The sequence below is a fragment of the Pseudomonas sp. 2 genome, from assembly GCF_056627435.1.
Genome location: NZ_JBWXNG010000003.1, coordinates 78,846 through 104,041, shown reverse-complemented (window position 1 = coordinate 104,041; position 25,196 = coordinate 78,846). Strand labels below are relative to the sequence as shown.

The following is a 25,196-nucleotide window of genomic DNA, read 5'->3' as shown; positions in this document are numbered from 1 at the left end:
GAATGAGCCTGCAATGCACGAAATGACTCTGGCCGAGATCGCTCGCGGACTCGCCGACAAAAAGTTTTCCTCCGAAGAACTGACCCGTTCGCTGCTGGCGCGCATCGCCCAGCTCGATCCGCAGGTCAACAGCTTCATCTCCGTAACCGAAGACCTGGCCATCACCCAGGCCCAGGCCGCCGACGCCCGTCGCGCTGCTGGCGAGACCGGTGCCCTGTTGGGTGCCCCGCTGGCGCACAAGGACCTGTTCTGCACCAAAGGCATCCGCACCAGCTGCGGCTCGCTGATGCTCGACAACTTCAAGGCACCGTACGACGCCACCGTGGTGTCGAAACTGGCCGCCGCTGGCACCGTGACACTAGGCAAGACCAACATGGACGAATTCGCCATGGGTTCGGCCAACGAGTCCAGCCACTACGGCGCGGTGAAAAACCCGTGGAATCTTGAACACGTGCCCGGCGGCTCGTCTGGTGGTTCGGCTGCGGCCGTTGCCGCCCGTCTGCTGCCTGCGGCCACCGGCACCGACACCGGCGGTTCGATCCGCCAGCCTGCTGCGCTGACCAACCTGACCGGCCTGAAACCGACCTACGGTCGTGTATCGCGCTGGGGCATGATCGCCTACGCGTCGAGCCTGGATCAGGCCGGCCCCATGGCCCGCACCGCCGAAGACTGCGCCCTGCTGCTGCAAGGCATGGCCGGTTTCGACATCAATGACTCCACCAGCATCGACGAACCGGTGCCGGATTACAGCGCCAGCCTCAACGGCTCGCTGCAGGGCCTGCGCATCGGCGTGCCGAAGGAGTACTTCAGCGCGGGTCTCGATTCGCGCATCGCCGACCTGGTCATGGCATCTGTCGAGGAGTTGAAGAAGCTCGGCGCCGTGGTCAAGGAAGTCAGCCTGCCGAACCTGCAACACGCGATCCCTGCCTATTATGTGATCGCCCCGGCCGAGGCCTCCTCGAACCTGTCGCGTTTTGACGGCGTGCGCTTCGGCTATCGCTGCGAAGACCCGAAAGACCTGACCGACCTGTACAAGCGCTCCCGTGGCGAAGGTTTCGGCCCTGAAGTGCAGCGCCGGATCATGGTCGGCGCCTACGCGCTGTCCGCCGGCTACTACGACGCCTACTACCTGCAGGCGCAGAAGATCCGTCGCCTGATCAAGAACGACTTCATGAACGCGTTCAAGGACGTCGACGTGATCCTGGGCCCGACCACGCCGAACCCGGCCTGGAAGATCGGCGCCAAGAACGCCGACCCGATCGCCGAGTACCTGGAAGACTTCTACACCATCACCGCCAACCTCGCGGGCCTGCCGGGCCTGTCGATGCCGGCCGGTTTCGCCGACGGCCTGCCGGTTGGCGTGCAGTTGCTGGCGCCGTACTTCCAGGAAGGCCGCCTGCTCAACGTTGCCCATCAGTATCAGCAAGTCACTGACTGGCACACTCGTGCGCCAGCGGGCTTCTAAGGAGAAAACACATGCAATGGGAAGTCGTCATCGGGCTGGAGATTCACACCCAGCTCACCACCCAATCGAAGATTTTCTCCGGTAGCGCCACCACGTTCGGCTCCGAGCCCAATACCCAGGCCAGCCTGGTCGACTTAGGGATGCCCGGCACCCTGCCGGTGCTGAACAAGGAAGCGGTACAGATGGCGGTCAAGTTCGGCTTGGCCATCGACGCCGAAATCGGCCAGCACAACGTGTTCGCGCGCAAGAACTATTTCTACCCGGACCTGCCCAAGGGCTACCAGATCAGCCAGATGGAACTGCCAATCGTCGGTAAGGGCCACCTGGACATCACCCTTGAAGACGGCACCATCAAGCGCATCGGCGTGACCCGCGCGCACCTGGAAGAAGACGCCGGCAAGAGCTTGCACGAAGATTACAGCGGCATGACCGGCATCGACCTGAACCGTGCCGGCACCCCGCTTCTGGAAATCGTTTCCGAACCGGACATGCGTTCGGCCAAGGAAGCGGTGGCCTACGTCAAGGCGATGCACGCGCTGGTGCGCTACTTGGGCATCTGCGACGGCAACATGGCCGAAGGCTCGCTGCGTTGCGACTGCAACGTGTCGGTGCGCCCGAAAGGCCAGGTCGAGTTCGGCACCCGCTGCGAGATCAAGAACGTCAACTCGTTCCGCTTCATCGAGAAGGCGATCAACAGCGAAATCCAGCGCCAGATCGACCTGATCGAAGACGGTGGCAAGGTCATTCAGCAGACGCGCCTGTACGACCCGAACACCAACGAAACCCGCGCCATGCGCAGCAAGGAAGAAGCCAACGACTACCGTTACTTCCCCGACCCTGACCTGTTGCCGGTGATCATCGAGGATTCGTTCCTTGAGCAGACCCGCGCCAGCCTGCCCGAGCTGCCGCCGCAGAAGCGCGAGCGCTTCCAGTCGCAGTTCGGTCTGTCGCTGTACGACGCCAGCGTGCTGGCTTCCAGCCGCGAGCAGGCGGACTACTTCGAGCAAGTGGTCGGCATCGCCGGTGACGCGAAGCTCGCGGCCAACTGGGTGATGGTGGAGCTGGGTTCGCTGCTGAACAAGCAGGGCATCGAGATCGACGAATCGCCGGTCAGCGCCGAGCAACTGGGCGGCATGCTCAAGCGCATCACCGACAACACCATCTCCGGCAAGATCGCCAAGATGGTCTTCGAAGCCATGGCCAATGGTGAAGGCAGCGCCGACGAGATCATCGAGAAGCGCGGCCTCAAGCAAGTGACCGACAGCGGCGCCATCGAAGCGATCCTCGACGACATGCTGGCGGCCAACGCCGAGCAGGTCGAACAGTACCGCGCGGCCGACGAAGCCAAACGCGGCAAGATGTTTGGCTTCTTCGTCGGCCAGGCCATGAAGGCGTCCAAGGGCAAGGCCAACCCGGCCCAGGTCAACGAGCTGCTCAAGCGCAAGCTGGAAGGTTGATGCCCAGGCCCTGATTCGGAACTTCCGTCGTCAGGGCCGCCCCTTTCGTGAGCAAGCTCACTCCCACAGACTGTATGAACCTGTGGGAATGAGCTTGCTCCCACAGACTGTATGAACCTGTGGGAATGAGCTTGCTCCCACAGACTGTATAAAACCTGTGGGAGTGAGCTTGCTCCCACAGACTGTATGAAACCTGTGGGAATGAGCTTGCTCACGAAGCGGATTTATTAGCGATTCGATGTGTCAGACACATCGCTATCGCGAATTCATTCGCGAGGCATCATCCCAGGTGACATAGAATCGCCGGGTAATTACCACCCAAAGGACTGTACTCATGTGGCGGCTCCTCGGCGCATGCGCCCTGCTCTCCCTGCTGGCCGGTTGCGCCAGCGAAGGGGTCATCGACCCACACGGCTACAACGCCACCGGCGGCGCTTCGTATTACGGATCGCGCCATCAAGGCAAGCGCACCGCCAGCGGTGAACGCTTCGACCAGCATTCCCTGACCGCCGCCCACCGCCAGCTGCCGTTCGGCACCCGGGTGCAGGTCACCAACCTGGACAACGATCGCAAGGTCGTGGTCCGCATCAACGACCGCGGCCCGCATACCCGCGGCCGGATTATCGACGTTTCCCGCGCAGCCGCCGAACAATTGGGTATGCTGCGCAGCGGAACCGCCCAGGTGCGGGTGCAAGCCCTCGACGACTGACCCGATCACGACCAACCCAAAGGTGCACTGAATTCTCGCCCTATCGACCCTGCCGCTGCCCACGCTGATCGAGCTGGCCTGCGGCCTCGTGCTGATGATCATCGGTGCCGAACTGTCGGTGCGCGTCGCCGTGACGCTGGCCGCCCTGCTGAAAACCCGCCCGCTGTTTCTCGGCCTGACCGTGGTCGCCCTGGGCAGCAGCGCGCCGCAAATGGCGGTCGGCCTGCAGGCGGCGCTGACCGACAGCACCGACATCGCCGTGGGCAGCGTGATCGGCAGCAACATCTTCAATGTACTGGTGACCCTGGGCCTGTCAGCATTGATCATTCCGCTGCGCGTGGCCCGGCAACTGGTGCGGGTGGATTTGCCGTTGATGATCGGCGCTACTGTGCTGGTGGCAGCGCTGGCCTGGAACGGCGAGCTGAGCAATCTGGACGGCGTGATCCTGTTGATCGGCCTGGCAGGTTACCTGATCGTGATCTCGCGCCAGTTCGCCCACGGCGTACGCCACACCGCCAGCACCGACGAACTGCCACGACGCAGGACCTGGCCAATCATCCTGCGCCTTTCGCTGATGGGCTGCGGGCTGGCGCTGATGATCCTCGGCAGCCATCTGCTGGTGGGCGCGGCCGTAGTGGTCGCCACCGATCTTGGCCTGTCGGAGCGGGTCTTCGGCCTGACCGTGATCGCCGGCGCCACCTCACTGCCGGCGCTGCTGACCTCACTGGTCGCGGCCCTGCGCGGCGAGCGGGACATCGCCGTGGGCAACATCATCGGCAGCAACCTGTTCAACCTGCTGGGCGTGCTGGGCCTCACCTCGCTGATCGCCACCGGCCCGCTGTCGATCTCGCCCAATGCGCTGGACTTCGACCTGCCGGTGATGCTCGGCGTCGCCCTGCTGTGCCTGCCGCTGTTCTACTCGGGCTACCGCATCACCCGCCTCGAAGGCCTGCTGCTGCTGGGGCTATACGCGGTGTACGGCCTGCACATCGTCTCGTTCACCACCGGCATGCCGCTGGCCGAGCGCCTGGAACGGCTGATGATTCACTATGCGTTGCCGGTGTTGGGGGTGGCGGTGCTTTTCAGCACCATTCGAGCCTGGCGCAGGCAGCATTGAAAGGCCCCCCCGTAGCAGCACGGCTTGCCGGCGGGGCGGTGTATCAGACGACATCTTCATCACAGACATATCGCTCCCGCCGGCAAGCCGTGCTGCTACGGGAACGATGAGTGCCTGTCAGATCCACCCGCCCCACTGCAGAATGAAAATCCCGATATTGGTGGTGACCGCTGCCGCCAGCGTGGTCATGACGATAATCGACGCCGCCAATTCATGATTGCCTTCCGCCGCCCGCGCCATGACGAAACTGGCCGAGGCGGTGGGCGCGCCGAAGTACAGGAACAGAATGCCAAGCTCGGCGTGGCGGAAGCCCAGCAGCCAGGCACCGACGGTGCAGATCAGCGGCAGCCAGACCATCTTCATCATGCTCGCGCCGATGGCCAGCGAACCGCTTTCACGCAGAGACCTGAGCGACAGCGTGCCGCCGATGCAGATCAGCGCCAGCGGTAGCGTCATCTGTGCCAGGTAACTGCCGGAGGTGTCGAGCCACTTAGGCAGACCGATGCCGAAATAGGCGAAGGGCGTGGCCGCGACGATGCTGATGATCAGCGGGTTGGCCACCACGCTTTTGCAGATGCTCCACGGGTCAGACTTGATCACCGGGCTGTACACCGCCAGCACCACGGTGGAGAGGGTGTTGTAGAACAGGATCACCAGCGCGGCGAGGATCGCGCCCAGGGAAATGCCGTAGTCGCCGTACATGCTTGCCGCCAAAGCCAGGCCGATCACGCCGTTGTTGCCACGAAAGGCCCCTTGCACGTAGATGCCGCGCTCGACGAAAGGCACCCGGTAAATGGCCCATCCCCAGACCAGCGCGAACCCGACAAGGGTGGCGACGATGAAGTAGATCAGCACGCCCGGTTGCAGCGCGGCATGCAGGTCGGCGTGGATGATGCCCAGAAACAGCAGCGCGGGCATGGTGCAGTTGAAGACCAGTGAAGACGCGGTGTGGATGAAACCGTCATCGATCCAGTTGACCCGTTTGAGCACCACGCCCAAGAACAGCATGGCGAACACCGGCGCGGTGATGTTCAGCGTTTCCCAGAAGATTGCCAGCATGCACGCTAAACCCTGTCCCGTCGTTAGGTGGCTAATGATAGGCCAGGCGCGGTGCAAGTGTTACCGGCAATTGCAGAGTTATCGTACAACCAACCCAAAAGTTTTCAGGCACCGCAACGTAGCAGCACGGCTTGCCGGCGGGTGCGGTGTGTCAGCCGACATCCTCGTCACAGACATACCGCACCCGCCGGCAAGCCGTGCTGCTACGAGGGTTATACGATTTGCCCAGCCGGCTGCAACTTCTTCTCGAACACCGCCACCCCATCCAGATCGCGCAGGGTCACGGTCATCTCGCCGCTTTGGCCGTCGATACTCACCTCACCGAAGAACTGGAACCCGGCAAAGGGCGAGGTGTTCTGCGCAGGCGGGGCTTTCTGGAACACCAGCTCCGGGCCGAAGGTCTTGTCCAGCGTGTTCGGGCCAAAACTGCCCGCGTTCAGAGGCCCTGCGACAAATTCCCAGAACGGGTCGAAATCCTGGAACACGGCCTGATCCGGCTGGTAGTGGTGGGCCGCACAGTAGTGCACATCGGCAGTCAGCCACACCGTGTCGCGGACCTTCTGCTGGCGCAGGAAACCCAACAGCTCGGCCACCTCCAGTTCGCGGCCTTTCGGCGCGCCATTGTCGGTGTTGGCGATGGCTTCCCAGCGCATCACCCCGGGGCTGATTTCGCCGTCCGGCACACCCAGGCCGATGGGCATGTCGGCGGCGATGACCTTCCACTGCGCCTGCGAGCCCTGCAATTCGCGCTTGAGCCAGTCCAGTTGCTCGCGGCCGAGGAACGCCGTAGTCGGCCCCGGTTTGTCGGCCAGGTTCGCGTCGTTGCCGTCGCGGTAGCTGCGCATGTCGAGCACGAACACATCCAGCAGCGGCCCGTAGCTGAGCTTGCGGTAGACCCGCCCGCCGTTGTCGGCGCTTTGCAGGCGCATCGGTGCGTATTCGAGAAAGGCCTGGCGCCCGCGCGCGGTCAGCAGCTTGATGTCCTTGACCTTGTAGCGATCGTCCAACTGCTTGCTCGGCGACCAGTTGTTGGTGATTTCGTGGTCGTCCCATTGCCAGATCTGCGGCACCTCTGCGTTGAAGCGGCGCAGGTTTTCGTCCATCAGGTTGTAGCGATAGGCGCCACGATACTCGTCCAGGGTCTCAGCAACCTTGCTCTTGGCTTCGGTGGTGATGTTGCGCCAGATGCGCCCGTTCTCGGTGACCACTTCGGCGGGCACAGGGCCGTCGGCGTAGATGGTGTCACCGCTGTGGATGAAGAAATCCGGCAGACGCAGGCGCATGGCTTCGTAGATGCGCATGCCGCCGATGTCCGGGTTGATGCCGAAACCCTGGCCGACGGTGTCGCCGCTCCAGACGAATCGAATATCGCGGCGGGTTTGCGGCACGCTGCGCAAGTGGCCGAACCAGGGCTCACTGGCGACGCCGGTCTGGGCATCTTCGAAGAACACGCGATAGAAAATCGCCTGATCGGTGGGCAGGCCGGTCAGTTCGACCCGAGCGGTGAAATCGGTGCGTTGGTCGGCCAGCAGCGACACCGCCCGGCGCGGGTTGCTGAACATGCTGCGGGTGTCCCACTCGACCACCATGCGCGAGGGCCGGTCGCTGCGGCTCCAGACCATGGCGCGGTCGCCCAGCAGATCGCCGGACTGCACGCCGTCGGTCATTTTCGGCCGGTCCTTGACCGAGGCGATCACCGCCGGCGCCAGCCCCGGCAGGAGAATACCGGCGCCAGCGGCTTGAATGAGGCGGCGGCGTGTCAGGTCGAACTGCGTCATCACTATCCCTCTTGAGCGAAATGCCAAAGACAGGAACCTAGCAGTGCAATGTGACAGCAAAATTGGGCGCGCACTCTGTAGGAGCGAATTCATTCGCGATGCGGTGGTACATCCGACGCATCTGTGTCGGATGTACCATTTTCGCGAATGAATTCGCTCCTACAGGGGGCGCGGTGTGTCAGACGACATCTTCGTCACAGACCTATCGCTCCCGCCGGCAAGCCGTGCTGCTACGGGGTGCAGAGATCATGCACCGGCGGGCACCGCGTCCAGCTCCACCACCTCAGGCCGCTTGAGCAGCGCATACAAAACGCCGGTCACCACGCTGCCCGCGACGATCGCCAGCAAATAGAGCAACGCATGGTTGATCGCATTGGGGATCAGCAACACGAACAGCCCGCCATGGGGCGCCATCAGTTTGCAGCCGAAGAACATCGACAGCGCGCCGGTCAGCGCACCGCCGGCGATGCTCGCCGGGATCACCCGCAGCGGGTCCTTGGCGGCGAACGGAATCGCGCCTTCGGAGATGAAGCACAGCCCCAGCACGAACGCCGCCTTGCCCGCTTCCCGCTCGCTCTGGGCGAACTTGCGCCGGGCGATCAGCGCGGCGATGCCCATGCCGATCGGAGGCACCATGCCGGCCGCCATCGCCGCGGCCATCGGTGCGTAACTCTGCGACGCCAGCAGCCCCACCGAGAATGCGTAGGACGCCTTGTTGATCGGCCCGCCAAGGTCGACGCACATCATCGCGCCCAGCAATACACCCAGCAGGATCGCGTTGGTGGTGCCCATGCTGTCGAGGAAATGGGTGAGCCCTTCGAGCATCCCCGCCACCGGCTTGCCGACCACGTAGATCATCACCAGCCCCGTGAACAGACTGGCCAGCAGCGGAATGATCAGGATCGGCTTGAGCGCTTCGACGCTGGCGGGCAGCTTCGCGTAGCGGTTGATTGCGGCGGCGCTGTAACCGGCCAGAAAGCCTGCGACGATACCGCCGATAAACCCGGCGCCCAGCGTGCTCGCCAGCAAGCCGCCGATCATGCCGGGCGCAAGGCCGGGGCGGTCGGCGATGGAATAGGCGATGTACCCGGCCAGCAGCGGCACCATCAGTTTGAACGCGGCGTCGCCACCGATCTGCATCAGCGCTGCCGCGAGCGTGCCCTGCTCCTTGTAGGCGGTGATGCCGAACACAAACGACAGCGCGATCAGCAAGCCGCCGGCCACCACCATCGGCAGCATGAACGACACGCCGGTGAGCAAATGTTTGTAGACGCCGGTTTTGTCTTTCTTCGCCGGTGCCTTGGAGCTTGTGGCCTGAGACTCGATTTCGCCTTCTGCCAGCGCTTTTTTCAGCGTGGCCTCGGATTGCTTGAGGGCGATCCCGGTGCCGCAGCGGTAGACGCGCTTGCCGGCAAAACGCTCGGTCGCCACTTCGATATCCGCCGCCAGCAGCACCACATCGGCCTCGGCAATGGCCTGGGCGCTCAGCGGGTTGCGTGCGCCGACCGAGCCTTGGGTTTCGACCTGCAACTCATACCCGAGCTTTTTCGCCGCCTGTGCGATGGCTTCGGCGGCCATGAAGGTGTGCGCCACGCCCGTCGGGCAAGCGGTCACCGCCACCAGACGCGGCACCTTGCCCGCCGCGGCTTGCGGTTCGGCACTGGCGCTTTGTTGCGGGGCATGGACAGTCGCCAGCTCACTGGCCGAGCGCAGGAACGCATCGACGTCCTGCAACGCCTGGGCCGGCGTCGACTGATACAGCCGCTTGCCGGAGAAGCGCGTCAGGTCCAGCGGCCCTGTGTTGACCACCAGCACCCAGTCGGCAGCCTGAATGTCGCCCGCCGACATCTGTTTCTCGGGCTGGCGCGGGTCGTGCACTTCAACGCAGGTGCTCCAGCCCTGGCGCTGCGCCGCTGCGTCGAGCAAACGGGCGCTGAGGACGCTGCTGATCTTGCCGTTCGGACAGGCCGTAACGATGGCTAACTTCATCACACTTCCTCTCTTGTTATTGGGGCAAGACCGACACGCTGACGCCGCTTTCCAGCCGCTTGAGCTGCGCCTTGTCGTTGATGCCAAAACCGATCTGGGTCACGGCCATCGCCGCGATGGCCGTGGCGGTGCGCAGCGTCTGCTCGGGTTTGTGCCCGGCGATCAGGCCGTGAACCATGCCCGCCAGCAACGAGTCGCCGGCGCCCACGGTGCTGGCGACGCTGACCTTGGGTGGCAGCGCCTGCAGGCCTGCGTCGCCACTGAACCAATGCACGCCCTCGGCGCCCTGGGAAATCACCACATGCTCGATGCCGCGCTGGCGCAAGGCCGCAGCAGCCTGGGCCTGGGCGGCGATGGAAATGATCGGCGCATCCAGCGCGTCCGCCAGCTCCTCGGTGTTGGGCTTGATCATCCACGGCGCCGCTTCCAGCCCTGCGCGCAAGGCTTCACCGCTGGTGTCCAGCGCCACTTTCAGGCTTTTGCCGACGAGCATCTGCAGCAACGCTTTCAGCCACTGTGCACTGACGCCCCGGGGCAGGCTGCCGGCCACGACCACCGCGTCGAAACCTTGCGCGATCTGTTCGACCCGCGCCGCCAGCGCCTGTTGCGCCTCAAGGCTGACTTCCGGCCCCGGGCCGTTCAGATCGGTGATTCGGCCACTGGTTTCGGCCAGCTTGATGTTGCTGCGGGTTTCGCCCGGCACCCGGACGAACTCATCGACAAACCCGCGTCGGGCAAACAGCGCCTCGAATGCCTGCTGGTTGTCGACCCCGAGAAACCCGCCAACGGTCAGCTCATGGCCCAGATCGGCCAATACCTGAGCGACGTTCAGCCCCTTGCCCGCCGCATGGGTGATCATGCATTCGCTGCGGTTGACCTGCCCGGCCTCCAGGTGGCCCAGCTGCACCGTCAGGTCCAGCGCCGGGTTCATGGTCAGTGTCAGAATCTTCGCCATCACAGCCCCTCCACGAGGGCACGTACTTCTGCGGCGCTGCCCACCGCCAGCGCGTTCTGCGCAAGCGAGCGGGCGCCGCTGATACTCAAATCGCGCACGCAGGCTTTGACTTCGCCAATGCTGCGCGCCGCGACACTCAATTCATCCACCCCAAGACCGACCAGTACCGGCACCGCCAGCGGGTCGGCGGCCAGCTCGCCACACACGCCCACCCACTTGCCGTGGGCATGGGCGGCGCGCACGGTGATGTCGATCAGTTGCAGCACCGCCGGGTGCAAGCCATCAGCCTGGGCCGACAGCGTCGGGTGGCCGCGGTCGATGGCCAGGGTGTACTGGGTCAGGTCGTTGGTGCCGACGCTGAAGAAGTCCACTTCCTTGGCCAGCACTGGCGCCAGCAAGGCTGCCGACGGCACCTCGATCATGATCCCCAGCTGCAAGTCGGCGACCGGAATTTCGCCGCGCAGGCGCTCGGTCATTTCCCGCGCCTGGCGCCACTCCTCGACGCTGCCCACCATGGGAAACATGATCCGCAGCGGGCGGTTGTCGGCGGCTCGCAGCAACGCTCGAAGCTGGCTTTCCATCACCTCGGGGCGCTGCAGGGTCAGGCGGATGCCGCGCACGCCGAGGAAGGGGTTTTCTTCCTTGTCGATGGGCCAGTACGGCAAGGGTTTGTCGCCGCCGACGTCGAGCGTGCGCACCACCAGCGGGCGGCCTTGAAGGTCATCCAGCACGCGGCGGTATTCGGCCTCCTGAGTGGCCTCGTCGGGCGCTGAGCTGTGGGCCATGAACAGCAATTCGGTGCGCAGCAGGCCGATGCCTTCGGCGCCCTGCTCCACCGCTGCCGGCGTGGCGCTGCTGTCGCCGATATTGGCGCAGACTTCCACCGGATGGCCGTCGCGGGTGATCGCCGGCTCCATGCGCAGCGCCGCTGCCGCCTTGAGGCGGGTCTCGCGGGTGTCGCGCTCGAGCAGCGCGCGCTGCAGCGTCGCGTCATCCGGTGCGACGTCCAGCCGCCCGCGCTGGCCGTCGATCAACAGCGGCGTGCCGGACTTGATCAGCAGCACGGCATCGCCCGCCCCCACCAGCGCCGGAATGCCCAGTGCGCGGGCGACGATGGCGCTGTGGGCGGTGGCGCCGCCGCGTGCGGTGAGAATGCCCGCCACACGCGCCGGATCCAGACGCGCGACGTCCGAGGGGCCGACTTCGTCCATCACCAGAATGTAGGGTTCCTGCGGTTCGGCCAGCGCCTCGACGCCGCAGATCTGCGCCAGCACCCGGCGCCCGACATCGCGCAAGTCTGCGGCACGTTCGGCCAGCAGGGCGTCCTTGAGTTGCTCCTGTTGCAGCGCCGCCGCTTCGACCACGTTGATCCAGGCCGCCGCCGCGCTCTCGCCCTGCTTGAGGCGCAGGACCACCTCGTCGACCAGTTCGGGGTCGTCGAGCATTTCCTGATGGGTGACGAAAATCTCGCGGATGGCCTTGGCGGTGCTGCGCTGAATCAACTCGCCGATGTCCTGGCGCACCTGCACCAGCGCGGCCTGCAAGCGCTCGTGTTCAACGCTATGGGACTCGCCCTTGAGCGGATAATCGATGCTTGGCAGCACCTGAACATGGGCAGGCCCCACGGCAATGCCCGGGGCGGCAGGCACGGCCTGAATCTGCGAGCCGGCAGCCGGAGCGATTTTTTCCACCACGGCAGCGACAGCAACAGACTCGGGCGCGGATTCGGCGGGCAGCGGCTCAACCTCTTCGCCCAACCCGTCCAATACGGCAGCGACCAGCGCCGGCAGCGCATCAGCGGCGATACCGGGCTCGGCGATAAACTCCAGCGTCTGGCCACGGCGCACACCCAGACTCAGCAACTTGCTCAGGCTTTTCACCGAGACCGGATTTTCCGAGGACTCGACCACGCGCACCCGCACATCACCCTCGAAGCCCTTGGCCAGTTGCGCCAGCTCCTTGGCCGGACGCGCATGCAGCCCGTGGGCGTTGGCCAGTTTCACCTGGGCGCCGGGCCAGTCCGGCGGCACGTCGCCACCCAGCGCTTGCAGCACCGCGCGACTACTGGTGGCCTGACCCAACTCGCTGCCGCGCCCTTCGATCAACAGCGCGCACAAGCGCTCAAGCAGCGCCTGATGGGATTCGCCAAGGCTGGCCAGGCAGAACAGCCCCGTGAGTGGCTGGCCCAAGTGGCGCATGGGTTTGTCCGGGGTGACGAAGGCAAGGCCGGGTTTGTTTACCGTCTGCTCGCTGTGCAGCCACCACAGGCCATCGCCCAGCGGCAGCGCATCGACCTGCTGCAGAATCGCGGCGAAACCGTTGCTCACACAGTCGGCCTTGCGCAGCAGGCGGGCGCCGCGCCAGACCAGTTCTTCGAAATCATCGACCGACGCGCCCAGACAGATCATCTGCGCATCCAGCGCCAGCTCCTGCGGCGCGCCTTGCAGCAGCTTGAGCAGCGCCTCGGGGGTTTTCGCCTGACGCAACGCTTCGCCCAGATCGGTTTCGCCCAGGGCGCGGGTCAGCAGTTGCAACAGGCGCAGGTGCTCGTCGGATTTGGCCGCGATGCCGATGGCCAGGTAGACGATCTGGCCGTCGCCCCAGTCCACGCCTTCGGGAAATTGCATCAGGCGCACGCCGGTGGCGAACACCTGATTGCGGGTCTGCGGCGTGCCGTGGGGGATGGCGATGCCCTGGCCGAGAAAGGTCGAGCCCTGTGCTTCACGCGCCTGCAAGCCTTGCAGGTAGCCAGGCGCCACCAATTGGTCGGCGACCAGCAGATCAGCGAGCAGTTGCAATGCGGCGGGTTTGTCCACAGCCGCCTGGGCCATGGAAATTTGCTCAACGGTCAGTTCGAGCATGCCTTTCTCCTTCGCAGCGCAGGTGTGCGCCTGATTCTTGTTGTAGGGCCGGTGGGGCCCGATGATGGTGCGGTCACGGGTCTGGCAGAGATCTGCGTTATTTGCCGAATATCGCCATAAACAGGCTTGCTGAATCGTTTAATCTAGTTTGACCGGCACGTTACTCGATAATCTGCGCAGATTGAAGCTCATCTCATCGATTGGTGTAGGACACATCCTGAAAAAAGCTCGGAAGCTTCCGACATCGCGATGGTCTGCTGTAATGATGACCGCGAATCAGCGAAAATCCCCGGCGCATGCCATAACAAAAGGAAAGCCCGGCTTGAAACTCAGTGATATTGCGCGTCTTGCGGGTGTCTCGGTGACCACCGCCAGCTACGTGATCAACGGCAAGGCCGAACAGCAGCGCATCAGCAACGCCACGGTCGAGCGCGTGCGCGCGGTGGTCGAGGCCCATGACTTCCGGCCCAACCCGCAAGCGGCCGGCCTGCGCAGCCGCCATACCCGCACCCTGGGTTTTATCCTGCCGGACCTGGAAAACCCCAGTTACGCGCGCATCGCCAAGCAGCTGGAACAAGGCGCCCGCGCCCGAGGTTACCAGTTGCTGATCGCCAGCTCCGACGACGATCCCATCAGCGAACTGCAACTGCTGCAGCTGTTCCGCGCCCGGCGCTGCGATGCGCTGTTCGTCGCCAGCTGCTTGCCCTCCAGCGATGACAGCTACCGCGACTTGCAGAAGCACGGCATCCCGGTCATCGCCATCGACCGCGAGATGGACCCGGCGCATTTCTGCTCGGTGGTCAGCGACGACCACGACGCCAGCCAGCAACTGACCCGCAGCCTTTTGGAAACCCGTCCGCGCCACATCGCCCTGATCGGCGCCCGCCCGGAGCTGAGCGTCAGCAAGGCGCGGGCCAGCGGTTTCGAGGATGCGCTGGAAGGCTTCAAGGGCGAGGTGATCATCGAACATGGCGAACCTTTCAGCCGCGACACCGGCCTTGAAATCGCCGGCAAGATGCTCGACCGGCTGGGCTATTTCCCCGACGCGCTGATCACCACGTCCTATGTGTTGCTGCAAGGTGTTTTCGACCTGTTGCATGAGCGCCGCCTCAATCCCGATCAACTGCACTTGGGCACTTTCGGTGACACCCAGTTGCTGGACTTCTTGCCGCTGCCGGTCAACGCCATGGCCCAGCAGCATGCGCTGATCGCCGAAAAAGCCCTGGCGCTGGCCCTCGATGCGGTGGAAAAGGACGCCTACCACCCCGGCGTGCACGCCATCGTGCGCACCTTCAAGCAGCGTATTCATCAGGACTGACCGTGAAGCTGATCGACACCCACACGCACCTGGATTTCGACGATTTCGACGCCGATCGCCAGAGCGTACTGCAGCACTGCCAAGAGCGGGGAGTAGAGCGCATGGTGGTGCTGGGGGTCTATCAGCGCAATCTGCAACGGGTGTGGGATCTGGCGCTGAGCGAGCCTTCGGTGTATGCGGCGCTGGGCTTGCACCCGATCTATCTGGACGAACACCTGCCTGAACATCTGCAGGAATTGCGCGGCTGGCTGGAACGCCTGGCGGGCCATCCCAAACTGTGCGCGGTAGGTGAAATCGGCCTGGATTACTACGTCGAAAGCCTCGATCGAACGCACCAGCAAGCCGTGCTCGACCAGCAACTGCAGATGGCCGCCGACTTCAACCTGCCGGCGCTGCTGCACGTGCGCCGCAGCCACGCCGACACCATCGCCACCCTCAAGCGCTTCAGGCTCAAGCGCGCCGGGATCATTCACGCCTTTGCCGGCAGCCGTGAAGAAGCCCGCGAGTACATCAAGCTCGGTTTTAAACTCGGCCTTGGCGGCGCCGCCACTTGGCCGCAGGCGCTGCGCATGCATAGGGTGCTCAAGGAACTGCCGCTGGACAGCGTGGTGCTGGAAACCGATTCCCCCGACATGGCCCCGGCCATGTACCCCGGCCAACGCAACAGCCCCGAGCATTTGCCGGAAATCTGCGAAGCGCTGGCCCGGATCATGGAGATCGCGCCCGAGCAACTGGCCGAGGCGAGTACCGCGAATGCCTGTGCGGTGTTTGGCTGGGCGGGCTGACCGCTAATCAGGGCTGTTGAACTCATGCGCCGCGCGATCTTCAGAGTTACGAGGCGTTTCGGAAGATACGTCGTACACCTGTAGGAGCGAATTCATTCGCGAAAAATGTTCCAGGCGACACCGATGCGTCGAATGTTCCGACGTATCGCGAATGAATTCGCTCCTACAGGTCTGAGCAAATCCCGACAGGGAGTTGACCCCATGAGCGGATCACCCGGCACTGCAAAGTCTGAAGTCGTTCTGCTGGCCACCCACAAGCAACTGGCGACCCACGAAACCGTGGTCCAGCAAGCCTTGGCCAAGCGCATCGCCACGTTGCTCGGCGCCGAATTCGCAGGTACTTACGATCCCGCGCTGCACCGGGGCCACTCGCTGTACTACATCCCGTCCGACACGCTGATCGGCAAACACTCGGGCGATGCGCTGAATATTCGTACCGTCGATGACTTCTTCGGCGGCTTGATCGATTACCCGTTCATGGCCACCAAGGCCATCTCCCATCCCCTGCTCAAGGACGCCACTGCCCGGCCCAATGGCTGGTCCGAGCGTTTTTTCGAAGACGCCGCCGATGCCGTGCTCACTGGCTTCAGCGTATTCAACGAAGAGGACGCCAGGCGCGCCGGTCGCCAACTGCTCAAGGACGGCCCGGTGCGGATCAAGCCGGTGCTGGCCACCGCCGGGCGCGGGCAAGTGGTGGTCAACTCCGAGGCACAGCTCGATGAGGCCATCTCCGCCCAGGACATGAGTGAAGTCGAGCAATGGGGGCTGGTGCTGGAAGAGGACCTGAGCGACGTGATCACCTACAGCGTAGGCCAGGTGCAGCTTGCCGGGCTGACCGTGAGCTATCACGGCACCCAGAGCCTCACCGAAGACAACAACGGCGAGCAGGTCTATGGCGGCTCGCAACTGTGGCTGGTGCGCGGCGGGTACGACGAATTGCTCAAGCTCGATCTGCAGGAAGACGTGCGCCGCTCGGTGCTCCAGGCCATGAGCTACGAACAGGCCGCGCTGGATTGCTTCCCGGATTTTCTCGCCTCACGGCGCAACTACGACATCGCCCACGGCACCAACGCGCGCGGCGAGGTGTGCTCCGGGGTGCTGGAGCAATCGTGGCGCATCGGCGGCGCCAGCCCGGCCGAGGTCGAGGCGCTGGTGGCGTTCGCCGCCGACCCGCAACTGCAGCGGATCGGCGCTTCAAGCCATGAGATCTACGGGCAGACCACCCTGCCCGCCCACGCCCATGTTCTCTACGAGGGCGACGATCCCGACGTCGGCCTGATCAGTAAATTCACACAGGTCCAGCCTTATGACCGTACGCAGTGAAACCATCGATATTTCCGTCAGCGACCAATACATCAGCGGCACCATCCTCACCCCCGGCGCGAAAATGCCCGGCATCCTGTTCGTCCACGGTTGGGGCGGCAGCCAGCAGCGCGACCTGTCACGGGCCAGGAACATCACGGGTTTGGGTTGCGTGTGCCTGACCTTCGACTTGCGTGGCCACGAGCGCACCCACGAAATGCGCACCACGGTGTCACGCGAGCACAGCATGGAAGACCTGCTCGCCGCCTACGATCGGCTGGCCAGCCACCCGGCGGTGGACAACAACGCCATCGCGGTGATCGGCAGCAGTTACGGTGGTTATCTGGCGACGATTCTCAGCGCCATGCGCCCGGTGCGCTGGCTGGCGCTTCGGGTGCCGGCGCTGTACTGGGATGCGGACTGGGACATGCCCAAGCAGGCACTGGATCGGGACAAACTGGCGCACTACCGGCGCTCCGCCGTCACCGCCGCCGACAACCGCGCACTGGCCGCCTGCAAGGACTTCAAGGGCGATGTGCTGCTGGTGGAGTCCGAGCAGGACGACTACGTGCCCCACGCCACGCTGATGAGCTACCGGACCGCGTTCGACCTGGCACACTCGCTGACCTATCGCCTGCTCGACGGCGCCGACCATGGGCTGTCCAGCGACACCAGCCAGCACGCCTACACCACCTTGCTGACCGACTGGATCAGCGAGATGGTCATTGGCTCGCGACTGGTGGACTACCCCCATCACTCGGCGGCGTATTCCTGAGCAGAGGCAGGGCGAAAAAGAACGACGCGCCATTGCCGGTGTTCTGCGCCCAGATCCGCCCTTCGTGAAAGTCGATGATCGAGCGGCAGATCGACAGGCCCATCCCCAGGCCGCTGGCCTTGGTGGTGAAGAACGGATTGAACAGCGACGGCAGCACTTCGGGGTCGATGCCCGGCCCGTAGTCGGCGATTTCGAGGATGACCCCCTTGTCACCGAGCCGGGTGCTGATGTGCAACTGGCGTTGATGCCGCGCAAGGCCGCTCATGGCCTGACAGGCGTTGATCAGCAGGTTGATGATCACCTGCTGCAACTGAATGCGGTCGGCCAGCACCGGAAGATTGTCCGCGCTGAGCGTCACCTTTGGCGAGATGTGGTGGTGATTGATCTCGTGCTGCACGACGCCCAGGGTTTCCCTGACGATGTCGTTCAGGCGCTCGGGGCGGCGCACCGGGTCGCTCTTGCGTGACAGGTCGCGCACCCGGCTCAGCACCTCGGAGGCACGCCAGGCGCTGTCCTTGATCCGCTGCAACGCCGCGAGGGCTTCGGGAATGTCCGGCTCGGCGCGGTCCAGCCAGCGCCGGCAGCCATCGGCGCCGCTGTTGATCACCGTCAGCGGCTGTTTGACTTCATGGGCGATGGACGCGGTCAGCTCGCCCAGGGTGGTCACGCGGCAGATGTGGGTCAACTGCGACTGGGTGCGGTAGAGCATCTCTTCGGCCTCCACCCGCTCGGTGATGTCCGACAGCGCGCCCTGATATTCGAAGCGATCGTCCTGGGCGAAGATCGGAATCGCGATCAGATGAATGTGCTTGATGCGCCCGTCCGGCATCACCAGACGATGGCGCGCCTCAATCTGCGCCTCATGGCGCCCGGCTCGTTCGAATACGTCATGCACGATCGAATGCTCTTCCACCGGCGTGCGCGCCAGGATCATCGAGCGGGTCACCGGAATGTCGTGGGGGTACTCGAAGATGCGCGCGGTTTCGCTCGACCAGGTCATCTGTTCCGAATTGGCGCTGAAGCCCAGGCTGCCGGTCTGGCTCAGGCGCTGGGCACCGCTGAGGTAGATCTCGTTCTGGCGCAGGGTATCGGCGGCCTGCTTGCCGCGCATGGCCAGGAAGGCAATCGCCGACAGCGCCGTGAGGCAGCGCACGAAGCTGGTCACCGAGTCCCAGTCGCGGTAGCCCTCGTCGATGAAGAACATCGCCACCACCATGCCCATGCAGAACAGCGACACGCCGATCACCACACGAATCGAAAAGACATTGGCGGCCATCAGCAACAGCGTGAGGTAAATGATCGTCGCGGCGATGTCGCGATGATGGGCGGCTGTGTTGATGATCACGATGCCTGCGAACACCACCAGGCCGATCCCCCAGACCAGCCACTGCTCGTAGCGCTTCTTGCTGACTTCGATCAGCGGCTGACGCACGGACGCGCCGCCATCGGCCTGCCGCGAGTCGAAGCAGGACGGCGAAGCGAAGCGGTCGTATTTGTTCTTGCTGGTAGACCCTGGGATGCTCATGCGCCTGCACCCTCCCTTATCAACCCGGCGTTGGAGAACAGCAGTCTAAACGCTGACCGGCCTGATTGAACAAGCCAACAAACCCTGAAATCCGGCCATTGAAAACCCGGTTCACCGACCCGCAGAACGGATAGCGCCCTCGATGCTTTCGATCAGCATTTCACTGTCAAAGGGCTTGGCCAGGTAGCCGTAGGCGCCGAGTTTTTCTGCAGAGCGACGCGAAACCGGATCACTGGACGCGGTGATGAAAATGATCGGAATCGAGTAGCCCTGGGCCAGAAGCTGCTGGTACATCAGCAGCCCGTTCATACCCGGCATCTGGATATCCGAGACCATGCAACTGAGGCTGGGCAGCGTGCTGCAGGCGAGCAGTTTTTCCGCGCTGTCGAACAGCTGGACGCCATATCCACAGGCGCGCAGGAGGCTGTCGAGCGAGAGCAGAACATTGCAGTCGTCATCGACAATGGCGAGGTTGGGTCGGGTGAACAATTCGTACACCTTCTAATGTTGGACGGCGGAGTCCCTTGACTCTGTCCAACACACCATACGCCCTGCGCCGCGCGGCTTAATCATACATGGGTATATTATTTCTCCCCCTGCGCCTGCAGCGCCTGGGCCATGCGCACCAGATCAGCGAAAGTCTTGGCCAGCATCTTGCGCATGACGTTGGCGCGGTGAATCTTCACCGTGATTTCGCTCAGGCACAGCTGGCCGGCGATCTGCTTGTTCATCAGGCCTGAGGCCGCCAGCCCCATCACGTCTTGCTCGCGGGCACTCAGGGTGGCGAACCTGCGGCGCAGGTCGAGCTGCCCCTTGCGACTCTCGCGCTGCTGGACGTCTTTGGCCAGGGCCAGCGCGACGGCGTCGAGCAAATCCTGTTCGCGAAAAGGTTTGGCGAGAAAATCCACCGCGCCAGCCTTCATGGCCCTGACGGTCATGGCGATGTCGCCGTGGCCGGTCATGAAAACGATGGGCAAGGTTTCCCGGGCCTTGACCAGCTCGCTCTGGAACTCCAGGCCGCTGATGCCCTGCAGGCGCACGTCCAGCACCAGGCAACTGGCGACGTCGGGCCGCTTGAAATCGAGAAACTCGGCGACCGAGGCGAACACCTCCACCCGCCAGCCCACCGAACGCAGCAGGCTGCTCAGGGTATCGCGCAAGGGCTGATCATCATCGACGACATAGACCCAGGTCGGTTCGTGGTCCGTTTTGCTGGTCAGCGCAGAAATGCTCATGGGGCGGCTCGAAGGTGGCGAAGCACGGGTTGAGCAAAATTCTAAGGTCACCCGCCGCCATGCCCTATGACAAATTTCCCTGTTTTCATGCCAGCTTTTCTCACGCCACCGGACTCTTCAACCAGCGCAGAAAGCCGCCCTTTTTGATCTCCACCGGCTTTTGCAGCAACAGCGACTGGCGCACGCCCTGGCGGAACAACTGCAACTTGTTCAAGGCCACCTGCAGCTCGCCGCCCTGCTGCAAATGCTGATGCAGAACGCTTTCGTCGATGCGAAAGATCACGCAACTGCTGATGCACCTGAAATGCCCGCGAGACGGTGCGCCGGCCAGCACGCCCTCTTCGCCCAGCACCTCGCCCGGCCCCATGCGCGAGGCCTCGACCAGACATTCGCCGTTGTGCATGGACAGCGAAATCACCCCGGTGCTGATCACCATCAATTGACTGGACACCTCATTCAGATCCAGCACCACCTGATCGGCCGCGTACTCGACCGCGATCATGCTCTGGGCCAGTTGATCGCGAATATCCCGACTCATCGAGCGGAAAATCCTGACGTCTTCGAGCAGCAATCGCTGTCGGCTCCAGCCCTGGGCAGGTTCAGCCTGGGTGTCACTGCCCAGCAGCACGCCAGCGGCCTCCAGGTGACGGTGGGCCAAATCAGAGAGCTGGTTGCACACCTCGTAGCGCTGCGCCATCGACGCAATGAAACCGCGGACTTCGTACTCGCGGTACTCCAGGGTCGAAGCCTTGACGAAGGCCTTGGGGGCGGGCGTCGCCAGGAGCTGGCGGGTGCCCTGCATCGCTCGTTCGAGGGCTTCGATGACGCGGCCCGGGCGAACCCGCGATGGCACTTGCAGGATCACCGAGACGCCGTGCATGTCCGCCGGCCGGCTGAAATTGAGCAGCTGCGCATTGGCCACGACGGCGTTGGGGATGACCGCCATGCTGCCCTGTGAGGTCATCAGGTGCGTGGCCCGCCAGTCGATGTCGATGACCTTGCCTTCCAGGCTGCCGATCTGCACGTAGTCGTCGACCTGATACGGCTTGGTGGTGTTGAGCACCACGCCGCTGAACAGGTCGCTCAAGGTACTGCGCAGGGCCAGGCCCGCGACGATCGCCATGCCGCCGGACGTGGCCAGCAATCCTTTGACCGGCAACTGCATCACGTAGCCAGCAGCCGCCACCCCGGCCGCCAGGAAAACCCCGGCGCTGACGATGTCCTGGACCAAGCGCCCGCCATGGTCGGCCCGGCGAAAGAACATCGCATTGATGGCCACCGTCAGCATGCGCGCGGCGAACACCCACCACACCACCGCCAGCAAGGTGCTGAGCAGGTTGAGCGTGACATCGTCGGGCCAGGGCGAGGGTTGCAGCGGGCTGATGTCGTAGGCCACCAGCAGCCAGGTGAAGAGCACGAACATCGTCATGCGCACCAGCATGCGCTGGCGTTTGCGCAGCGGGTCGGTGAGGTGCCAGGCCAGCAGGTCCACGGCCAGCACCGCGAAGCCGAGGATCAGGGAACCTGCCTGCGAGATGGCGAACATGGTTGCTCCATGCCAACAAAAAAAGCCTGTTCCGCAGGGCCGGAACAGGCAAAGGATGATGCGCGATGTTTATGCGACAGGGATCGACGGATCCGCGGCGGCCAGTGCCGAGGCGCGGTCCAGCGGCGGATAGATCCACACCGAGTTGATGTTCTTCTTCAACTCCTTGGCCTCCTCGCGGATCAGCTTGACCTGGCGATCCCAGCCCTCGGTGTACACCGCGCCCCACTCGCCCAGATCCAGGCAGGTGACGTATTTGGGTTGGCTGTACGGACGCGGCTCGACACCCAGCAGATCGGCGACCACGTTATTGCCGGCATGGCGGCCCAGGGGGATCGCGTGCTGGCAGGACATGGCGGCGAAGTTGCCGACGTCATCGCACGCGGCGTAGGCCACGTCGCCCGCTGCGTACACCGCGTCCTGGCCGACCACCTTGAGGTTTTCATCGACGAACAGACGGCCCTGACGATCCAGCTCGCCAGCGATCTGCCGGGTGAGCGGGCTGGCCAGGAAGCCCACGGTCCAGATCACGGTGCTGGCTTCGATGTGCTCGCCATCGGCCAGGGTCACACCGTTGGCGTCGACCTTGGCGACAGTCGCGCCCAGCCGCCACTCGATGTTCATGTGCGCGCAGGCCTCGACGATCGACGGGCTGATGCCTTCGCCGAAAGCCGCGCCGATGGTGGCACCGCGGTCGACCACGATCACCCGCACCTTGGCGTCGGCACCCAGCACTTCACGCAGACGGGCCGGCATTTCAGTGGCGGTTTCGATGCCGGTGAAGCCGCCACCGCAGACCACGACGGTGTTGCGCGCAGCCGAATCCGGCAATTGCGACAGGCCCTTGATGTGTTGTTCCAGGCGCGCGGCCGACTCGATGGTGTCGACATCGAACGCGAACTCATGCACGCCTTCAAGCGCCGGACGATTCAAGGCGCTGCCGGTGGCCAGCACCAGCCGGTCGTATTTCAACCAGGATTGCACGCCCTGGGCGGTCACGTACTGCACGCGCTTGCTCTGAACGTCGATGTTTTCGGCAGAGCCTTTAACGAACTCGATGCCGGTGGCGGCGAACAACTCGGCCAGTGGCGCCTTCATTTCATGCACGTTGGATTCATAAAAGCGCGGACGGATACGCAACTCGGCCTGGGGCGCCAACACGGTGATTTTAACGTCGGCGTTTTTTTCCAGATCAAGTTTGCGGGCAGCGCCCAGCGCACTCCAGACGCCCGCGAAACCGGCGCCGAGTACCAGGATATGTTGGCTCATGTTGTTCTCCAGGTTGGCAGTCAAAGTGCTCGCATTGGCGAGGAGTCCTGCACACTTTAAGGGGCGGCCGATGCGCTGTCAGTGCTGCAAACGTTGGGGAAAATAACGCCAAAGCTGTAGCCACTCATACTTGGGTATATATCGAATCGGCGCTGTGCTTTCTGGCACGGTTTTATCCGCGAGCGATAACTTTGGTGTGACTTTCCAGTCACTTCTTAGACGTTTTCATTCTTATAAAGCGAGTATTAACGACGGAGATTAAAGACACTGGGCAACCTACAAAGAGCAGGCTAGAGTTGCCAGCTTCTACATCCGATCACACCCTTGCCGAGTACTCGCTTAGATGAACGCCCCGTTTGAAATCGATGCCCTGATCCGCGAGCGACGTTCCAAACGCGGGTATCTCGATGAGCCCGTGCCGCTGGAAACCGTGCGAGAGATTCTGGCCGTCGCCACGTCCGCGCCCAGCTCCAGCAACAGCCAGCCCTGGCGGTGCATCGTGCTGACCGGCGAGGCCCTGAAGCAGGTCACTACTGGCGCCGTCGACCGGTACCTCAGTGCCCCGCAAAGCCTGGCGCCGGAATACCCGTTCTTCCCCGAGCAGATGCCGCCACCCCATGACGCCCGGACCACCGCCTTCCGCCAGCAACTGGGCGCCGCGCAGAACAGCCCGCGGGAAGACAAACTGGCCCGCGGCATCAACATCGAAAAGCAGTTCCGCTTCTTCGATGCGCCGGTCGGCATCATCTTCACCATGGACCGCCGCCTCGAACGGGCGAGCTTCATCTGCTATGGCGCGTTTTTGCAGAACATCATGCTGGCGGCAAAAGCGCGGATGCTCGACACCTGCGCGCAACAGATCTGGTCGCTGCAGCACCGGTTTCTGCGCCAGGAATTGCAACTGGATGAAAACGCCATGGTCATCGCCGGCATGGCCATGGGCTGGGCGGACAACCAACAGTCGGAAAACCGCATGAACGTACCCCGTGCCGGGCTGGACGAGGTGGTCAGCTTCCGCAGTTGAGCGAGGCTCAGCGCGAGAAGCGGCTACGGTAGTCCCGCGGCGAGATGGCCAGGTTGCGATGGAAGGTGACGCGCATCCGCTCTTCATCGCCAAAGCCGCACTCGTGGGCCACCTGATCGATATGCCGGTCGGAATCCTCGAGCATGCGCCGCGCGGCCTCCAGGCGGAAGAACTCCAGTGCCTTGGCCGGGCTGCGACCGGTCTTGAGCTTGTACACGCGGCTGAAGTTACGCGCGCTCATGTTGGCCTGCTGGGCCAGTTGCTCGACGTCGAGCTCGGCGCGGTGCAGGTTGCGCGTCAGCCACAGATGGAAATCGGCGAACACGTCGCCGTCCTGCATCTGCGCCTGCAGCATGGTGCTGAACTGCGACTGGCCGCCCGGGCGCTTCATGAACACCACCAGCTCGCGCGCCACCTCCATGGCCACCTCGCGCCCGCAGTCGGCTTCCACCAGCGCCAGCGCCAGGTCGATCCCGGCAGTCACCCCGGCCGAGGTCCAGACCGTACCTTGCTGAATGAAGATCGCATCCTGGTCGACATCGACCGTCGGAAAGCGCGACTTGAGCATGTCGCACATGGCCCAGTGCGTTGCCACCCGTTTCTCGCCGAGCAGCCCCGCCTGGGCCAGCAGAAAGGCGCCACTGCACACTGACGCCATGCGCCGAGCGTGAGGCGCGATTTCACGCAGCCAGGCGATGGTGTCGGGGTTGTTTTCCAGCGCCTGAAGGATTTCCGGCGCGCCCGGGACGATCACGGTGTCGACCACCCGGCCTGCCAGCGAGGACAGGTCCTCGGCGTTGACCTGTACGCCTTCGGCAGTGAGGGTCAGGCCGCCGGCAAGGCTCACGGTCGGCCGATCGTAGCCAGCCAGGCCGCGCTTGTGCATGGCTTTGGTGGCGGCCCAGAACACCGTCTGCGCGCCGGTCAGATCCAGCAGGCCCATCTGCGGGTAGGCCAGAAACACGACGGTACGGGGCTGGCTGGACGGCGCGAACGCGGAGTTGGACATGGCCGCAATCCTCGGAAA

At 63.8% G+C, this 25,196-nt stretch carries 20 protein-coding genes; 9 read left to right on the top strand and 11 right to left on the bottom strand.

Features of this window, described 5'->3' with window-relative positions:
• The first annotated feature begins 13 nt into the window (after positions 1-13).
• From gatA to AC1MEK_RS05965, 4 genes are all read left to right on the top strand, one after another.
• Positions 14-1,465 carry an Asp-tRNA(Asn)/Glu-tRNA(Gln) amidotransferase subunit GatA gene (gene gatA, locus AC1MEK_RS05980; RefSeq protein ID WP_480395351.1) on the top strand — a complete coding sequence of 484 codons (1,452 nt, stop codon included), beginning with the start codon at positions 14-16 and terminating at the stop codon, positions 1,463-1,465.
• An 11-nt stretch (positions 1,466-1,476) separates the two neighbouring features.
• The gene (gatB, locus tag AC1MEK_RS05975; protein WP_480395350.1) at positions 1,477-2,922 is read left to right on the top strand and encodes an Asp-tRNA(Asn)/Glu-tRNA(Gln) amidotransferase subunit GatB; all 1,446 of its coding nucleotides are present in this window, start codon (positions 1,477-1,479) and stop codon (positions 2,920-2,922) included.
• Between the two features lie 334 nt (positions 2,923-3,256).
• Positions 3,257-3,631 (top strand): septal ring lytic transglycosylase RlpA family protein, encoded by a 375-nt coding sequence (locus AC1MEK_RS05970; RefSeq protein WP_480395349.1) that lies wholly within the window; start codon positions 3,257-3,259, stop codon positions 3,629-3,631.
• A gap of 64 nt (positions 3,632-3,695) precedes the next feature.
• Complete coding sequence (locus AC1MEK_RS05965) at positions 3,696-4,748, top strand: calcium/sodium antiporter (protein WP_480395660.1); 1,053 nt, start codon at positions 3,696-3,698, stop codon at positions 4,746-4,748.
• Between the two features lie 117 nt (positions 4,749-4,865).
• Here AC1MEK_RS05965 and AC1MEK_RS05960 read toward each other — a convergent pair whose 3' ends face one another.
• The 5 genes from AC1MEK_RS05960 to ptsP all read right to left on the bottom strand — a co-directional run bounded on the left by AC1MEK_RS05960 (position 4,866) and on the right by ptsP (position 13,390).
• Positions 4,866-5,807 (bottom strand): AEC family transporter, encoded by a 942-nt coding sequence (locus tag AC1MEK_RS05960; protein WP_480395348.1) that lies wholly within the window; start codon positions 5,805-5,807, stop codon positions 4,866-4,868.
• Positions 5,808-6,019: 212 nt separating this feature from the next.
• Positions 6,020-7,585 carry an alkaline phosphatase D family protein gene (locus AC1MEK_RS05955; protein WP_480395347.1) on the bottom strand — a complete coding sequence of 522 codons (1,566 nt, stop codon included), beginning with the start codon at positions 7,583-7,585 and terminating at the stop codon, positions 6,020-6,022.
• Positions 7,586-7,831: 246 nt separating this feature from the next.
• Positions 7,832-9,574 (bottom strand): PTS fructose-like transporter subunit IIB, encoded by a 1,743-nt coding sequence (locus AC1MEK_RS05950; RefSeq protein ID WP_480395346.1) that lies wholly within the window; start codon positions 9,572-9,574, stop codon positions 7,832-7,834.
• A 16-nt stretch (positions 9,575-9,590) separates the two neighbouring features.
• Positions 9,591-10,529: a 1-phosphofructokinase gene (gene pfkB / locus AC1MEK_RS05945; RefSeq protein ID WP_480395345.1), complete on the bottom strand. Its 939-nt coding sequence runs from the start codon at positions 10,527-10,529 to the stop codon at positions 9,591-9,593.
• On the bottom strand, positions 10,529-13,390 hold the full coding sequence (gene ptsP, locus AC1MEK_RS05940) for a phosphoenolpyruvate--protein phosphotransferase (RefSeq protein ID WP_480395344.1): 2,862 nt from the start codon (positions 13,388-13,390) through the stop codon (positions 10,529-10,531). Before ptsP ends, pfkB begins: the two co-directional genes overlap by 1 nt.
• Positions 13,391-13,712: 322 nt before the next feature.
• Here ptsP and cra point away from each other — a divergent pair, with 322 nt between their 5' ends.
• The 4 genes from cra (at position 13,713) to AC1MEK_RS05920 (ending at position 17,570) form a co-directional block, all read left to right on the top strand.
• Positions 13,713-14,708: a catabolite repressor/activator gene (gene cra / locus AC1MEK_RS05935; protein WP_480395343.1), complete on the top strand. Its 996-nt coding sequence runs from the start codon at positions 13,713-13,715 to the stop codon at positions 14,706-14,708.
• Positions 14,705-15,493: a TatD family hydrolase gene (locus AC1MEK_RS05930; protein ID WP_480395659.1), complete on the top strand. Its 789-nt coding sequence runs from the start codon at positions 14,705-14,707 to the stop codon at positions 15,491-15,493. Before cra ends, AC1MEK_RS05930 begins: the two co-directional genes overlap by 4 nt.
• A gap of 201 nt (positions 15,494-15,694) precedes the next feature.
• Positions 15,695-16,816 (top strand): DUF3182 family protein, encoded by a 1,122-nt coding sequence (locus AC1MEK_RS05925; protein ID WP_480395342.1) that lies wholly within the window; start codon positions 15,695-15,697, stop codon positions 16,814-16,816.
• Positions 16,800-17,570, top strand: a complete 771-nt coding sequence (locus AC1MEK_RS05920) for an alpha/beta hydrolase family protein (RefSeq protein WP_480395341.1) — start codon at positions 16,800-16,802, stop codon at positions 17,568-17,570. The genes AC1MEK_RS05925 and AC1MEK_RS05920 overlap by 17 nt, the downstream gene beginning before the upstream one ends.
• On the opposite strand, the gene AC1MEK_RS05915 is transcribed toward AC1MEK_RS05920, so the two are convergent.
• The 5 genes from AC1MEK_RS05915 to AC1MEK_RS05895 all read right to left on the bottom strand — a co-directional run bounded on the left by AC1MEK_RS05915 (position 17,518) and on the right by AC1MEK_RS05895 (position 23,145).
• A complete protein-coding gene (locus tag AC1MEK_RS05915; protein WP_480395340.1) occupies positions 17,518-19,095 on the bottom strand; it encodes a sensor histidine kinase in 1,578 nt (525 codons plus the stop codon). The two genes, AC1MEK_RS05920 and AC1MEK_RS05915, sit on opposite strands and share 53 nt — an antisense overlap.
• 111 nt (positions 19,096-19,206) lie before the next feature.
• Positions 19,207-19,584 carry a response regulator transcription factor gene (locus tag AC1MEK_RS05910; RefSeq protein ID WP_480395339.1) on the bottom strand — a complete coding sequence of 126 codons (378 nt, stop codon included), beginning with the start codon at positions 19,582-19,584 and terminating at the stop codon, positions 19,207-19,209.
• A gap of 95 nt (positions 19,585-19,679) precedes the next feature.
• Positions 19,680-20,330 carry a response regulator transcription factor gene (locus AC1MEK_RS05905; RefSeq protein ID WP_480395338.1) on the bottom strand — a complete coding sequence of 217 codons (651 nt, stop codon included), beginning with the start codon at positions 20,328-20,330 and terminating at the stop codon, positions 19,680-19,682.
• Between the two features lie 100 nt (positions 20,331-20,430).
• Positions 20,431-21,876: a mechanosensitive ion channel domain-containing protein gene (locus tag AC1MEK_RS05900; RefSeq protein ID WP_480395337.1), complete on the bottom strand. Its 1,446-nt coding sequence runs from the start codon at positions 21,874-21,876 to the stop codon at positions 20,431-20,433.
• 69 nt (positions 21,877-21,945) lie between these two features.
• Positions 21,946-23,145 (bottom strand): NAD(P)/FAD-dependent oxidoreductase, encoded by a 1,200-nt coding sequence (locus AC1MEK_RS05895; RefSeq protein WP_480395336.1) that lies wholly within the window; start codon positions 23,143-23,145, stop codon positions 21,946-21,948.
• Positions 23,146-23,488: 343 nt separating this feature from the next.
• Here AC1MEK_RS05895 and AC1MEK_RS05890 point away from each other — a divergent pair, with 343 nt between their 5' ends.
• The gene (locus AC1MEK_RS05890; protein WP_480395335.1) at positions 23,489-24,169 is read left to right on the top strand and encodes a nitroreductase; all 681 of its coding nucleotides are present in this window, start codon (positions 23,489-23,491) and stop codon (positions 24,167-24,169) included.
• Positions 24,170-24,176: 7 nt separating this feature from the next.
• On the opposite strand, the gene AC1MEK_RS05885 is transcribed toward AC1MEK_RS05890, so the two are convergent.
• Positions 24,177-25,178 carry a GlxA family transcriptional regulator gene (locus tag AC1MEK_RS05885; RefSeq protein WP_480395334.1) on the bottom strand — a complete coding sequence of 334 codons (1,002 nt, stop codon included), beginning with the start codon at positions 25,176-25,178 and terminating at the stop codon, positions 24,177-24,179.
• Positions 25,179-25,196 lie beyond the last annotated feature (18 nt).